This is a genomic window from Amphiplicatus metriothermophilus, assembly GCF_900199215.1.
GTDB lineage: Bacteria > Pseudomonadota > Alphaproteobacteria > Caulobacterales > Parvularculaceae > Amphiplicatus > Amphiplicatus metriothermophilus.
Genome location: NZ_FZQA01000001.1, coordinates 62,490 through 74,992 on the forward strand (window position 1 = coordinate 62,490; position 12,503 = coordinate 74,992).

General features: G+C 67.0%; 16 protein-coding genes. 5 read left to right on the forward strand and 11 right to left on the reverse strand.

Features of this window, described 5'->3' with window-relative positions; translation table 11 throughout:
* Positions 1 to 6 precede the first annotated feature (6 nt).
* The 7 genes from CHB64_RS00350 to CHB64_RS00380 all read right to left on the reverse strand — a co-directional run bounded on the left by CHB64_RS00350 (position 7) and on the right by CHB64_RS00380 (position 4,960).
* The gene (locus tag CHB64_RS00350) at positions 7 to 492 is read right to left on the reverse strand and encodes an HK97 family phage prohead protease (protein WP_234993289.1); all 486 of its coding nucleotides are present in this window, start codon (positions 490 to 492) and stop codon (positions 7 to 9) included.
* A complete protein-coding gene (locus tag CHB64_RS00355; RefSeq protein ID WP_200815182.1) occupies positions 489 to 767 on the reverse strand; it encodes a hypothetical protein in 279 nt (92 codons plus the stop codon). The genes CHB64_RS00350 and CHB64_RS00355 overlap by 4 nt, the downstream gene beginning before the upstream one ends.
* Entirely contained in the window at positions 760 to 1,950 is a 1,191-nt protein-coding gene (locus tag CHB64_RS00360; RefSeq protein WP_089410615.1) for a phage portal protein, read from the reverse strand. Before CHB64_RS00360 ends, CHB64_RS00355 begins: the two co-directional genes overlap by 8 nt.
* 48 nt (positions 1,951 to 1,998) lie before the next feature.
* The gene (locus CHB64_RS00365; RefSeq protein WP_089410616.1) at positions 1,999 to 3,270 is read right to left on the reverse strand and encodes a DNA-packaging protein; all 1,272 of its coding nucleotides are present in this window, start codon (positions 3,268 to 3,270) and stop codon (positions 1,999 to 2,001) included.
* Positions 3,227 to 3,712 (reverse strand): hypothetical protein, encoded by a 486-nt coding sequence (locus tag CHB64_RS00370; protein ID WP_143265903.1) that lies wholly within the window; start codon positions 3,710 to 3,712, stop codon positions 3,227 to 3,229. Before CHB64_RS00370 ends, CHB64_RS00365 begins: the two co-directional genes overlap by 44 nt.
* A gap of 194 nt (positions 3,713 to 3,906) precedes the next feature.
* A complete protein-coding gene (locus tag CHB64_RS00375; protein ID WP_159462349.1) occupies positions 3,907 to 4,515 on the reverse strand; it encodes a flavodoxin family protein in 609 nt (202 codons plus the stop codon).
* Positions 4,516 to 4,525: 10 nt separating this feature from the next.
* Complete coding sequence (locus CHB64_RS00380; RefSeq protein WP_089410619.1) at positions 4,526 to 4,960, reverse strand: VOC family protein; 435 nt, start codon at positions 4,958 to 4,960, stop codon at positions 4,526 to 4,528.
* Between the two features lie 44 nt (positions 4,961 to 5,004).
* Here CHB64_RS00380 and CHB64_RS00385 point away from each other — a divergent pair, with 44 nt between their 5' ends.
* On the forward strand, positions 5,005 to 5,745 hold the full coding sequence (locus CHB64_RS00385) for a helix-turn-helix transcriptional regulator (RefSeq protein ID WP_200815183.1): 741 nt from the start codon (positions 5,005 to 5,007) through the stop codon (positions 5,743 to 5,745).
* Positions 5,746 to 5,864: 119 nt separating this feature from the next.
* Here CHB64_RS00385 and CHB64_RS00390 read toward each other — a convergent pair whose 3' ends face one another.
* Both CHB64_RS00390 and CHB64_RS00395 read right to left on the reverse strand, forming a co-directional pair.
* The gene (locus CHB64_RS00390; protein ID WP_089410620.1) at positions 5,865 to 6,350 is read right to left on the reverse strand and encodes a DUF2165 family protein; all 486 of its coding nucleotides are present in this window, start codon (positions 6,348 to 6,350) and stop codon (positions 5,865 to 5,867) included.
* A 78-nt stretch (positions 6,351 to 6,428) separates the two neighbouring features.
* Complete coding sequence (locus CHB64_RS00395; RefSeq protein WP_089410621.1) at positions 6,429 to 7,196, reverse strand: PepSY domain-containing protein; 768 nt, start codon at positions 7,194 to 7,196, stop codon at positions 6,429 to 6,431.
* A gap of 100 nt (positions 7,197 to 7,296) precedes the next feature.
* Here CHB64_RS00395 and CHB64_RS00400 point away from each other — a divergent pair, with 100 nt between their 5' ends.
* The 4 genes from CHB64_RS00400 (at position 7,297) to CHB64_RS00415 (ending at position 11,010) form a co-directional block, all read left to right on the forward strand.
* Complete coding sequence (locus tag CHB64_RS00400) at positions 7,297 to 7,746, forward strand: YcgN family cysteine cluster protein (RefSeq protein WP_089410622.1); 450 nt, start codon at positions 7,297 to 7,299, stop codon at positions 7,744 to 7,746.
* 102 nt (positions 7,747 to 7,848) lie between these two features.
* Positions 7,849 to 8,133: a hypothetical protein gene (locus tag CHB64_RS00405; RefSeq protein WP_089410623.1), complete on the forward strand. Its 285-nt coding sequence runs from the start codon at positions 7,849 to 7,851 to the stop codon at positions 8,131 to 8,133.
* A complete protein-coding gene (locus tag CHB64_RS00410) occupies positions 8,120 to 8,584 on the forward strand; it encodes a hypothetical protein (RefSeq protein ID WP_200815184.1) in 465 nt (154 codons plus the stop codon). The genes CHB64_RS00405 and CHB64_RS00410 overlap by 14 nt, the downstream gene beginning before the upstream one ends.
* A gap of 260 nt (positions 8,585 to 8,844) precedes the next feature.
* Positions 8,845 to 11,010 (forward strand): transglycosylase domain-containing protein, encoded by a 2,166-nt coding sequence (locus tag CHB64_RS00415; RefSeq protein WP_089410624.1) that lies wholly within the window; start codon positions 8,845 to 8,847, stop codon positions 11,008 to 11,010.
* A gap of 28 nt (positions 11,011 to 11,038) precedes the next feature.
* Here CHB64_RS00415 and CHB64_RS00420 read toward each other — a convergent pair whose 3' ends face one another.
* Entirely contained in the window at positions 11,039 to 11,377 is a 339-nt protein-coding gene (locus CHB64_RS00420) for an antibiotic biosynthesis monooxygenase family protein (protein ID WP_089410625.1), read from the reverse strand.
* Between the two features lie 31 nt (positions 11,378 to 11,408).
* A complete protein-coding gene (locus CHB64_RS00425; protein WP_089410626.1) occupies positions 11,409 to 12,503 on the reverse strand; it encodes an acyltransferase family protein in 1,095 nt (364 codons plus the stop codon).

Genomic DNA, 12,503 nt, shown 5'->3' on the forward strand with positions numbered 1-12,503 from the left:
TGATGGTCAGGCTGCGAAGAGGCGCGTCGCCTCGCGCAGGCTTTCGGCGAGGGCGTCCGCAGGCGGCGCCGGCTTTTCCGGGGGCCCGAGGCGCGTCACGCGCGCGCCAGGCGCCATCGGGAAGGTGACGAGCGAGACCTCCCAAAGGTCGGCCTCGAGAATGACGCGCCCGCCCTTTTCGCGGCGCGCGCGCACGGTCTGAAAGCCGATGGAGAGCCCGTCGAGGCCGCCGCCCGCGACGAGCGCGTAGGCCTCGCGCGCGGTCTCGGAGCCGAGAATGAGCTCGCCGACCGCATAGAGCCCGCGCGCGTCCTCCGTGAAGGACAGCCAGCGCCCGATGGGGATTTCCGCCGCATGCTGATAAAGAAAGCGGATCTCGGGCGCCGACCGGCGGGCGCGAAAGGCGCCGGGCGCGACGACGTCGCCGTTCATGTCCGGCGCGCCGAAGATCGAGGCGTAGCCCTCGATGCGGGCGACGAGATTCCCGCTCACGGCCGGTTCTCCTTGTAGGCTCTGTCGATCTTCGCCTCGATCCGGTCGAGGCTGTCGCGTATGGCGCGGGTCTGTTCTTCGAGCCGGGCGGTGCGCTCGACGAGCGCGACATTGGCCTCGGCCCGGCGTTCGAGCTGGGCGAGGCGCTCGGCCGCCGCGCCGGCCCACACGAGCGCGAGGCCGGTCTGCGCGGCCAGCGCGGCGCCGACCGCGATGGTCACGCGCACTTCCGGCGCGCGGCGCCGCGCGCCGAGCTCCGCATTGCGTTCAGACATCGCCCGCCTCCCCGCCGGCGCGCGGCGCCAGGCCGAGCATGGCGCGCTTTTCGTCCTCGTCGAGGAAATCGGCCGCCGAGACGCGCGCCCACAGCGCGTCGCGTTCGGCCGCCAGCGCCTCGATCCCGGCGAGATCGCACTCGACGCGCGCGCCGAAGGCCCGGCCGAGCCAGCCCGTGAGCGCGGCCGCGGTCTTCTTCACCAGCGGCAGCACGGTCTGCTTCCAGAAGGCGAGATTGGCCTCGCGATAGTTCGAATACGTATTGTCGCCGGGAATGCCGAGCAGCATCGGCGGCACGCCGAAGGCGAGCGCAATCTCGCGCGCGGCGGCGTTCTTCGCCTCCATGAAGTCCATGTCGGCGGGGCTCAGCGACATCTGCCGCCAGTCAAGCCCGCCGTCGAGAACGATCGGCCGACCGGCGCCGGCGGGTCCGGCGTAGGTCTCGGCGAGCTCGGCCTTGAGCCGCTCGAACTGCTCGGGCGCGAGGCTTTCGGCGCCTTCCGGCCCCTTGTAGACGAGCGCGCCCGAGGGCCGCGCGGCGTTGTCGAGCAGCGCCTTGTTCCAGGCGGTCGCGGCGTTGTGCAGATCGACCGGAGCGGCCGCCGCTTCGAGCGGGGAAAGCCCGTAATGATCGTTGGTCGGATGAAAGAGCTTCAGATGCAGGATCGGCGCGATCGCGCCCTCGTCCATGCGGAACAGCACCTTGCGCCCGCCGACGGAATACTCATAGGCGTCGGGCCAGCCGCGCGGACCCAGCCGCGCCTTCATCCGGTCGGGGCGCAGCGCGTAAAGCTCCCGCGCCGCGCCGTCGAGAAAGGCCGCTTCGAGATAGGCGTTGCCCGCCGTCTGCAGGAAGCCGTAGAGCGCCTCGAACAGCTCCGCGCCCGATTGGTCCGGGTTCGGCCGTTCGAGCAGCGCCTTCAGGGGGTGATCGCAGGCGACGGCGCCGTCCTCGACGATCTTCAGCGGCGCGGACGCCGCGGCTTCGGCGACGAGGCGCACGCAGCGATAGGCGACGACGTTGCGCTCGAAGCCGGCGCGCGCGAGCGAGGCGTAATCGCGCGGCGTCCACACCGGCGCGCGCGGCCCGGCGAGCGCGATGAGAGGCCTCGCGGCGCTCGCCTTCTTCTCGGCCGCGCGCGGCCGCAGCGCGCGAAAGGGATCAGCAAGGCTCAGGCGCATGGCGCGGCTCCTGCGGCGCGGAATTTTTCGTTCGACACGAGCGTTCTCCTATTCGATCCGCCTCACGCCCGGCGCGGCGCGCCGCGGGCGGAGCATCAAATCCGTGATCGCCCAGACGAGGGCGTCGAGGCGGTCGGGGCTGGCGCCCGCCCCGCCCGTGAAAGACGTCATCTGGTCTTCGAGAGCGCGGAAAGCGCCGACATGGCGCACGCGCCCCTGTTCGTAGAGAGCGGCGACGGGCTCGGCGCGCAGGCGCTTGCCGCGCATGGCGCGCACCGCGCGCGTCGGCGCGGCCGGATCGATCTGCGCGATCACGGCCTTCGCCATGTCGCCGCCCTGGTTGACCTCGACGACGAGCCGGTCGGCGTCGAAATCCTCGAAGGCGGCGAGCGCGCGCCCCGCCCAGCCGCGCGGGGAAAGCCCGCGCGCGGAGTAATCGGCGAGCACGTAGGCCGTCTCGCCCGCCCGGCCGGCGACGACGATTCCGCATTCGTCCGCATCCGGACCGGCGCTCGCCGGCGGATCGACGGCGACGACGACCCGCTCCATCCCGGGCGCGGCGGCGATGCGCGCGGCCTCGATCATGGACCAGGTCCACAAGGCGCCCTCGACATGCTCGACGAGCTCGCCCAGGAGCTCCTGCCGGCCGAGGGCCGAACCTTCATAGGCGCGGATCACCTCGTCGAAGAAGGCGGGCGCGAGATTGTCGCGATTGTCGTAGGTCGAGGCGCGCGCCACGACCGTGCTCTCGGCCGCCATGAGCCGCTTGAGCAGCCCGACGGGCCGCGGCGTGGTGGTGACCGCCTGGCGCGGCCGGCGCCCGAGGCGCAGGGCGAGCTGGAGGTTCGACCAGGTCTCCTCCGGATAGCGCCACTTGCACAGCTCGTCCGACCACGCCGCGTCGAACTGGAAACCGCGCAGGCCCTCGGGGTCTTCGGCCGAGAAGCAATGCGCGACCGCGCCCGTGCGCTCCCAGCGAAGGCGCCGGCGCGAAGGCTCCCAGCGCGGCCGGTCGGCCGAATGCGACAGCGCGAGAATGCCGGAAGGTCCTTCGATCATGATCTCCCTCGCATCGGCGTAGGATTCGGCCACGAGCGCGATGGCGCGCGCCGAATGCGGATTGTCCTGGTACGGTCCTTCGGCGAGGGAGCGGATCCACTCCGCCCCCGCGCGGGTCTTGCCCGCCCCGCGCCCGCCCAGGACGAGCCAGGTCGTCCAGCCGTCGCCCTCGGGCGCAAGCTGGTCGGGCCGGGCGAGAAGGGGCCAGAACGCCTTTTCACTTTCCGGCTCCAGGCGCCTTATCAGGGCCAGCTTTCTCAAGAGCGCGCTTTTCCTCGACGAGGGCGCGCAGCTCGCTTTCGGCCTGCTCGATGAGCTCGAAGGCGCGCCGGCGCCATTCGGGATCGAGCATGTCGGCGGATTTGTCTGCCTGCTTATCGGTCATCTCCTTGCACCTTTGCGCCGCGAGCGTCAGCGTGTTGATGTGCCGGACGTCGCGGTCCTCCGTTTTGACCGCCTTCCCGTCCGCTGCGGCTTGCGCGCGCGCGAGCCGCCCGGCCCGGTGCGCGGCGGCGACGGCGAGAAAGCCCATCGTCTTGCGCAGGAGCGCGGCGACGAGCGCCTCGTCGGCCGCCGCGGCGAGCCGGCGCGCCGCGGCCAGCGGCGAGACCGGCGCGCGGGCGGCGGGATCGGCGGCGGGGCCCCGCGCCCCCATCTCGGGGGCGCGGGCGGGGTCGGGTCGGATGGCGGTTTCTTCACTCATGGCGCGCATCGTAAGGGCGCGCCGAAAGGCGGGGATAACTTGTGAATAGTTATCCACCTTTGAGGAAATTTCTCAGGAAAAACAAGGATCCGCCGATTCGCCAATAAGTTGAATCGGCGCCATTTTCGGCCTCGGCGAAAAATTTTTTTCGGGTTTTTCGGGGGTTTTTTTTCGGCTTTTCGTCGCCCGCCCCCTTACGCCGCGTCCTCCCGCAGCGCGCGGGCGATGCGGTCGGCGAAAGCGGCCGCGCGGACCTGCGCCTCGGGCGCGAGACGGCGGTCCTCGCCGAAGCGGACATGCAGCATCCCGCCCCAGCGCATGGCGAAATAGCGCGCGGTCTCGGCGAAGGGAGTCTCGAAGCCCGGCGGGGCTTCCTCGCTCGCGCTCGTGACCAGCGCGAAGGCGCGCCTGCCGGCGAGGGCGCGGCCCAGAGGCTTATGGGGGCCGGTCGCGTCGGTCAGGCGGTCGAAGAAGGTCTTCATCCGCCCGCTCATGGAATACCAGTAGACCGGCGTGGCGAAAACGACGGCGCGCGCCTGCGCGAGACTGCGCAAGAGGGGCAGGAAATCATCCGCCTCGTGACGATGCGCGTAGTCGTAGGGGCCGATCGCGAGATCGTTGAGATCGATCACGCGCGCCGCCGACGCGCGCGGGAACACCGCGTCGACGAGCGCGCGGGTGTTGCCGTCGCTTCGCGCCGAACCCAGAACCGCCGCGACCGGCGGGGCGGCGCGCCGGCTCGCCCGCGCGCGGGCGCTATCTTCCCCGCGCCGGGCGAAGGCCGCGCGCAGATGACCGGCCATTTGCGCGCCCTCAGACATAGCGGTTCTTCTCCGCCGGATCGTCGCTCAGATATTCGACGAACTCGAACTCCAGCCCTTCCTCGTCGATGAAATAGACGTTGCGCCGGAAAGGGTGCGCCGGCCCCCAATGGCTCGGTTCGTATCCGGCCTTTTCGAGCCGGGCGACGACGTCCTCGATCGAGTCGACGACGAAGCCGATATGCGCCAGGCCCGGCTCGTCGCTGTCGAGATCGCGCTGGCGGCCGCGGCCGAAATCGTTGAGCGTGACGTAAAAGTCGTCGTCGCCGACATGGACCCAGCGCCGGGCCATGCCTTTCCACGCGTCGCGGCCCTCTCCGCGCACGCGCCATTCGGGAAAGGCGGCCGTGAGAAAGTCCAGGGTCGGCCCGATCGCCGTGACGACGAGATTGGCGTGCTCGATTCTGGGGGTGAGAGCGGCGGACATGGGGGCCTCCAGCGCATGATTTAAGAAAGGATTTTCTTTCTTTAATGGCGCTTGTTTTCGAAAGCAAGAGCTTTTATAAACTTCCCATGCCCGCCGCCGCGAAAAAGCCCGCCCGGCGCAAGAGCGCCGCCGCCCGCCGTCTTCCCGCCCGTCCGGCGGGCGAAGGCGGGGCGGCGCGCGGGCGCATTCTCGACCTTCTCAAGCGCCATGGCGGCCAGTCCTCGGCCGCGCTCGCCGCCGAGCTGGGCGTGACGCCCATGGCGGTGCGGCTTCATCTTTACGAGATGGAGAAGGAGGGGCTGGCGCGCTGCGCGCCGGTCGCTTCGGGCCGCGGCCGGCCGACGAAAGTCTGGACGCTGACGGAAGCGGCCGACCGCTTCTTTCCCGACGCCCATCAGGGTCTGGCGGTCGGACTCATCCGCTCGCTCGAAGGGCTCTTCGGCGCCGAGGGCCTGTCGCAGGTGATCGCGCGGCACGGCGACAATCAGCGCGCGGCCTATCGGGCGCGCCTCGAAGGGGCGAAGAGTCTGGGCGAGCGCGTGAAGCGGCTCGCCGCCGCGCGCGCGGAGGAAGGCTATATGGCCGAGGCGCGCCGCGACGGGCGCGACTGGCTGCTCGTCGAGAACCACTGCCCCATCTGCTCGGCGGCGCGCGTCTGCACGCGCCTGTGCGCGAACGAACTCGACGTGTTCCGGGACGTTCTGGGCGCGGACGTTTCCGTCGTCCGCGAGGAGCATCTTCTCGCCGGCGCGCGGCGGTGCGCCTATCGGATCTCGGCGCTTTAGCGCGGGACGTATTTTCCTCGAACCGACGACGCGCGCGGCCAACGCCGCTCATCCCGGCGACGGCCCGGACCCATAAAACATCAGACGCGGCGCAGACGCCTCCGGCCCCCGGCCCGGCTTCACTCATCCCGCATCGAAAGCCACAACAGCACGATCCCGCTGCCGACGAGGAACTTGTGCGCGTCGCCGAGCGAGGCCTGGCCGAGCTCGGTCTGCCACATCTGGAACAGCGCCCCGCCGATCGCCGTGAAGCCGCCGAACCAGACGACGAGCGCCATCGCGCAGCCGGCGATCGCGAGGCTCTTCGCGCCGTTGAAAGCCTCCGCCGGCTTGTCCGCGGCGCCGATCAGGCGCCATGCGCCGGCGAGCGACAGCACGCCGACCAGAAGCTCGCCCGTCAGAATGACGACGAGCGCGACGGTCGCCGCCGCCGTTCCCTCGAGCGGGGGGACGAGCGCGACCGGATACCAGGGCCGCTCGCCCATGGCGATCGTCGCGCCGACCGCGCCGCGGGCGACCTCCCAGTTGGCGATGTTCGCCGCGAAATAAAAAAGGCCGTTGAGCCCGACGAAAATGACGAGAATGATTTTCAGCCAGCGGATCATACGCGCTCTCCCCTCTCTTACGCCGGAAAGAGCCTAGCGCGAATCGGCGGATCGCGCAAAAAAGGCGGGCCCGGACGGTCAGACGCCCCGGCGGCGCCCCGCGCCGCGGCGTCCGCCCCTGAGCGCGCGCGCGGCGAGGCGCGCGTCCGCCCCGTAGCGCCCCGTGCGCAGGCGCATCCCGACCATCACGAGGCCCGACAGCGCGAAGACGAGGCCCGCCGCCGCCGCGGTCTTGAGCAACGGATTGTTGAAGTCCGTGCGCCCCTCGTAATCCATGATGTGCAGCATCCAGAAGAAATCGTAGAAGCGCCACAGGTCGTTGCGCCGGGCGAGAATCGCGCCCGTGGCGGGATCGACGTAAAGGCGCGTTCCGGCCTCGTCGCCCATCGCGACGCGCCAGACCGGCAGCGCCCCGCGATAGTCGACCGGCGCGGCTTCGAGCCATTCGGCCTGCGCGTCGGGCGCGGCGCCGGCGAAGTCGGCCCGCGCGGCGGCGAGGGCGCGCGCTTCGTCGAGGGGCGAGAGAACCTGCCCGCTCGCCGCGTCGATCATGACGGCGCCCGCGGGCCCGCGCGCGAGGAAGACCGGCGCGCCGAGAAAGGTCTTCAGCGCGATCTCCTCGACCGCGCCGCCGGCCGCGCCGGCCGCGGCTGCGATCGCCGCGTCGAGGGGAATGAGGCCCGCCGCCTCGATCGGCGCCGGCGCCGCCGCGCGGACGTTCGGCAGGCCCTTCACGTCGTCGATGTGGAACCAGCTCATGACGACGCCGGAGGCCGTCCAGAGAACGACCTGCAGGCCGAGAACGAGCCCCGCCCAGAGATGGATGCGCGCGACAAGCTGTTTCATCGGATCTTTTCCTTCGCCAGCCTGCGCTCCTAGCCCATCGGCGCGCGTCAGGCCAGCCGCGCGGGTTCATCGCGCCCGCCCGCCGGGCTATGCTGCGGGCATGGCCGACGCCGCGCGCCCCTTCTGGGAGACCAAGACCCTCGCCGAGATGACCGACGAAGAGTGGGAATCGCTCTGCGACGGCTGCGGCAGGTGCTGCCTCGTCCTGCTCTGCGACGAGGAGACGGGCGAGACATGGGAGACCGACGTCGCCTGCCGTCTGTTCGACGCGAAGAAAAGAACGTGTACGGATTACATGAACCGCCACGCGCGAGTGCGCGACTGCGTGCGCCTGTCGCCCGACAACGCCGGCGCGCTCGAATGGATGCCGAAGACCTGCGCCTATCGGCGCCTCGCCCGCGGACAGGGCCTGCCCGAATGGCATCCGCTGCTGACGGGAACGCGCCGCAGCGTCGTCCGGGCCGGCGTCGCCGTCGCGCCCGACCTCGCCAGCGAAGCGGACGTCGCCGCGGAGGACCTCGAAGACCGCGTCACACGCCGCCGGACGTAAGGGGCGGTCCTTGCCAATCAAAGGCCTAAAGGATAGGTGTTCATTAAAGGCGCGACGATCTTATATGTTTGCAGGATGCGCGCCCGTGCAAGGACGAACGCCGTGCAAGGCAAAATCAGGGACATCGTCGAACAGGTCGTGAAAGACCGCTTTCCCGACGCGCGAATTCTTTCGGTTTCTGTAAACGAAGACGAAGATTTCGAAGGGGAGAGAATTCTGCGCGTGACGGTTGTGTTCGACAGCGCCACGGGACTGCTCGACTCGCAACGCGCGGCGAGCCTGGTCCGGCATATGCGCCCGAAGCTGCGCGAAGCCGGCGAAGAGGCGTTTCCTATTCTGTCTTTCATTTCAAAAGCGGACGCCGAGCTGGCCAGTGCAGGCGCGTGACCTGCTGCAGACGGCGAGGAAGCTTGCGCGCAGCCGGGGAAAGCCCCGGCAGAGCGATTTGCGCAGAGCCATAAGCACCACCTATTACGCCGCATTTCATTGTCTTGCCCAGAGTTGCGCCGACTATATGGTCGGGACAAACGCGAAAACCCGCAGCAAGCATGCCTGGCGTCAGGTCTATAGGGCTCTGGAGCATGGCTTTTCCCGGTCCGCCTGCAAGGACAGCTTGATCAATGACTTCCCGAAAGAGATAAGGGATTTTTCCAACACATTTATAGAAATGCAGGAAAAGCGGCATCAGGCTGATTATGATCCGTATGCGCGGTTTGAGAAGTCGGAAGCGCTGCAGGATATTTTACGCGTGGAAGCGGCGATCGACGCCTTTCGCCAGGCGCCCCTGAAAGACAAGCGAGCTTTCTGCGCGTTCGTTCTGTTTAAAAAACGGCCGTAGCGTCCGCTTCGAGCAGGACCTTCGCCAGACAAGGACGGCCTGCGGGGGAAGGTTTCAAGGCGCTTTTCTGTCTATTCTTAACCCATTGATATTGCTTCTGTATTTCGTACGAGCAGCGTCTTTCCAAATCCTTCCCCCCTTTCCGCGTCATAATCTTTCCCCGGTTTCGGCCGCTTCGCCGCCATGCTAACGCCTTAGGCGAAGGCCGCCGACGCAGGCCGGCTTCGCGGCCAGCGGGACCGACGGAAAGACGCGCGCGCATGGACCGGAAGGCGAAGAAAAAGGACGCAGCGCCGGGCGGGACGGGCCCCCTCGCCCGCGCCGGGCGCGCGCTTGCAGGCGCGGCGCGGCGGGTCGGCGACGCCTTTGCTGCAGCAGGCGCCGATCTCGCCGCCGGCGCGCGGGCCCTCGCCGGCGACGTCGCCCGGATCCTGCGCCTGCGCCCCGCGGCGAAGCCCGCGGAACGGGGGGCGTCCCGCGAAAGGCGGGGGAAGCGGCCGCCGGCCGGCCGGCCCTTCTGGCCGGCCCTCGCGCGGGAGGCGGCGAGCGTCTGCGTCTCGCTGGGGCTCGCCGGCGCCGTCGGCGGGCTTTATCTCGCCTTCGTTCTCGTCGCGCCGCGGCCCGAACCGGGCGCCGATCTGTGGGCGGTCAACCGCCAGCCCTCGATCGTGCTGCTCGACCGCAACGGGCGCGAGCTCGCCGCGCGCGGGGCGCGCTACGGTGCGGCCGTCGCGCTCGCCGACCTGCCGGACTATCTCGTCGAGGCTTTTCTGGCCACGGAGGATCGCCGCTTCTACGAGCATCGCGGGATCGACCTTAAAGGAACCCTGCGCGCGGTGTGGACGAATCTGCGCTCGGGCGAGGTCGTCGAAGGCGGCTCGACCATCACCCAGCAGCTTGCGCGCAATCTCTTTCTGTCCTTCGAGCAGACCTATGCGCGCAAGGCGCGCGAGGCGCTGCTGGCGCTGTGGCTGGAGGGCCGCCTTTCCAAGGACGAGATCCTCTCGCTCTATCTCAACCGCATCTATCTCGGCGCCGGCGCCTATGGGATCGAGAGCGCGGCGCGCACCTATTTCGACAAGTCGGCGAAGAACGTGACGCTCGCCGAGGCGGTGATGCTCGCCGGCCTGCCCAAGGCGCCGTCGAGTCTTGCGCCCACGCAGAACCCGTACGGCGCGCAGAACCGCGCCAACGTCGTGCTCGAAAATCTGCGCGAGACCGGCGCGATCACCGAATTCGAGGCGCGCGAGGCGCGACGCAATCCGCCTGTCATCGTCAACAAGGACGGCGAGGCCGACATCGGCTATTTCTTCGACTATGTCGCGGCGCGCGCGCGCGAACTCGCGGGCGGTCGGCCCGGCGACCTGATCGTGACGACGACGCTCGACGCCAAGCTCCAGCGCGACGCGCAGGCCGCGGTGAAAGCGGTCATCGGCACGGAGACGAAACTGATGGGCGCCGAGCAAGCCGCCCTCATCGCCTATGACGTGAACGGCGCGATCCGCGCCATGGTGGGCGGGCTTTCCTATATCGAAAGCCAGTTCAACCGCGCGGTGCAGGCGCGCCGCCAGCCGGGCTCGGCCTTCAAGCCGTTCGTGTACGTCGCCGCGCTTGAGGCTGGGCTGACGCCGGAGTCCTCCTTCGTCGATCAGCCCATCGACGTCGACGGCTGGCGGCCGAAGAACTATACGGAAGGCCATCAGGGCCGGATGCGCCTCACCGAAGCAGTCGCGAAATCGGTCAACACCATCGCCGTGCAGGCGAGCGAGTACGCCGGGCGCGAGAAGGTCGCCGAGGCCGCGCGCCGGCTCGGCATCCGCTCCGACATCAAGCCCGTCGCCTCGATCGCGCTCGGGGGCGTCAACGTCACGCTCGACGAGCTCACCGCCGCCTATATCCCCTTCGCGCGCGGCGGGCTGCGTCCCGAGCCCTATTTCATCGAACGCATCGAGGACCAGAATCTCGAAGTCGTCTATCAGCACAGGGATAAACCGCCCGAGCGCGTCATCGCGCCGGAAATCGCCGAGCAGATGACGCATCTGCTCTATCAGGTGATGCATTCGGGCACGGGTCGCGCGGCCAGCCTCGGCGCGCGCCCCGCCGCCGGCAAGACCGGCACCACCAACGACTGGCGCGACGCCTGGTTCGTCGGCTATACGGCGCAGCTCGTCGCCGGCGTGTGGGTGGGCAACGATTCCTACACGCCCATGGACAGGGTCACGGGCGGAACCCTGCCGGCCGAGATCTGGCGGACCTTCATGCTCGCCGCGCACCAGAACATGCCGCGCCGGCCGCTCAAGGGCGCCTACCCAGCCGTGACGTATGCGGACGAAATGGCGCTCATCGACTTCTATCGCGACGTCCAGCGCGGCCTGCGCGACGTGCGCCGCGACGGCGACGAGCGCCGCGTACGCCGCCGACGGTAGGGCGGCGCGCGGACGATTCCTCGCGGAATCAGTCCGCGCCGGGCTTCATCCTGTCCCGAGCGGGCGGCGCGAGCAGATCGACGCGCGGGGCGAGCGCCGTCTCGCCGAGATAGTCGATCACCGCCGCGCGCATGCGGCGGAAGCTTTCATGATTCATCACGCCGCTTTCCTCCACGCAGCGCCGGCGCGTCTCCTCGTCCGGCCACAGCGCGTAAGACCAGTAGACCCCGTCCGCGTCGCGATGGAGCCGCGCGCCGTAGGAGCCGCATTTCTCATGCATCAGCCGCGTGCCCTCGGCCCAGGCGACCTCGAAGGCGCGCTCCTTTCCGGGCGCGACGCGCCAGCGATAGAGATAGGCGACGGTCATGACGCCCCTAGTGCTGTTAGTCGATCAAGCGCTATGCGCACGCTTCAGATCGAGACTTATGAACGATATACGACTTTCGGAGTTTCAGAAACGGTCGTTCTATAAGGTGGAAGCTTAAAAAGCCGGGAATGATCATTAGAGGAAATAGAAGCAACGCCCATATCGTTGCAATATAAAAGTTCGAAATATCCATAATATTGTTATGTATAAATTCAGCAGCATAAAATACAAAGAAGAAATGCAACAAGTATATCGAGTACGAGAACTCGCCGAGCTTGCTGATAAAGCCCGAAAGCCCTTTTCGAGATGGCGAAAACGATCCATCGTACCAAGAGATCGCCAGGGCGTAAAATGCGCCTTCAATTGTCGGCATCACTATCCACAACGGGCTAGGAGAAGGATAAACGGGCGACTTATAAAAGCCGCCGCCCGCATCGAACGCCCAGTAAAAAGAACTAAAAATAATAAACGCAAAGAGCATTATAGCATGCTTGCCCTTCACATAATATTGGTATTTTGCGGCTATAATTCCAAGCATAAACTGATCTAATCGACCAAATATGTACCAATAAGCGGCAGTTTGAACTTCTCCATATACTGCATATATAATAGCGCGTAGAATTATAGCTGATAATATAACAGAAGCCCCATATATTATATTTTTTCTAGTCAAAGCCAGCAGAACTGGAAGTAGTACGTAAAAGTGAAACTCTACTGTTATTGACCACCCCCCGTTCGGTAGCGTATTTTTAATTATGCCGTAAAATATGCGTAGAGCGTAGTAGGCAAGATCCTCTCCTATAATCGCCTTCTTAACACCAATTATAGATACAACAAATACCAATAGAGGCAACAAGCGAATTGCTCTATTAAAAAGAAATTCTCTATAGTTGATCCCTCTACCGTCGAGCAGTTTTGCGAACAAGAACCCGCTTAATGTCATAAACAATGCTACGCCTGTATGCCCTTCATCAAGCAGAGCAAGAGGAAAAAGCGCAGGCGCCCCCTCAAAGGGAACCGGATTGCCTGAATAGCCATGTATGAAATGCCACCCGAACACGAGGAAGGCGGCTGCTGCACGAACATGGTCAAGCGCTACATAATGAACGCCAGAGGAGGATCGCAT